The sequence below is a fragment of the Chitinimonas sp. BJB300 genome (assembly GCF_002735695.1).
GTDB lineage: Bacteria > Pseudomonadota > Gammaproteobacteria > Burkholderiales > Chitinimonadaceae > Chitinimonas.
Genome location: NZ_PDZH01000336.1, coordinates 1 through 802, shown reverse-complemented (window position 1 = coordinate 802; position 802 = coordinate 1). Strand labels below are relative to the sequence as shown.

Sequence of the window (802 nt, the reverse complement as noted above, 5' to 3'; positions counted from 1 at the left end):
TGGACATCAATCTTTTCCTCAATCAAATGAAATGCGTTGGTAGTGTGATGCAAGCGCCACGTGCGGATCGTGCGCGGTGGGCCGTCATAGGCCAGGGCTGCCGGGTGATTGCCGGCAACGGTGAGTGTGTGTAGTCGCCATGCGAGATGCTTGACTGAGTGCAGGCGGGGCCTATCCTCGCTATCGAGGGTCATTTCAACCGACTCCAAGGCGGAAAGGCCGCTGCCTATGGCCTTCAAGACGGCCTCTTTCGCTGTCCAAAGCCGCAGAAAGCAGGCGCCACTATCCTCGGCAGCCGTAATCAGCTTGCGCTCGGCTAGGCTGAAAAAGCTTTCAGCAATACCCAGCCAATCGCACCCGCGCTGACTGTGTTCAATATCAACGCCAACGCGCGTCCCCCTGCCCAGGGCGATCAGGGCCAGATCTTCAGCATGGGATAGGTTGAAACCGATGTCAGGCCAGGCCGGCAACATGGGTTTGCCCGTGGTCTCGTTTTGAAACGCCAATTGGGCCGCGGGTGTATCCAGTGCCAAGCCAAGTACATGGCGCAGGGCGGCATGGGCCAGCCTGAAGCGCGCACCATGTTGTGGCCGAACAAAACGGCTCGCACGTTGCTGTTCCTCTTCAGACAACATCGTGCTGTAGTCACCCTCGCCATCCAGGGTGACAAAAACAAGGTGTAATTCAGAATCAACCAAGGGCAGTTGCATCACCATTGGCGCTCCACGGCGGCTGCCAGCGTGGTTGCCACATGCTGGACGACGGCAGTTTCGCTATCGCGCACAAAAAAGTGCCCGCCTTC

Annotated in this window: 1 protein-coding gene; it reads right to left on the bottom strand. The window is 58.2% G+C overall.

Features of this window, described 5'->3' with window-relative positions; translation table 11 throughout:
- On the bottom strand, positions 1-716 hold a 716-nt coding region (locus tag CSQ89_RS21725; RefSeq protein WP_099408003.1), incomplete at its 3' end, for a 4'-phosphopantetheinyl transferase family protein.
- Between the last annotated feature and the right edge of the window lie 86 nt (positions 717-802).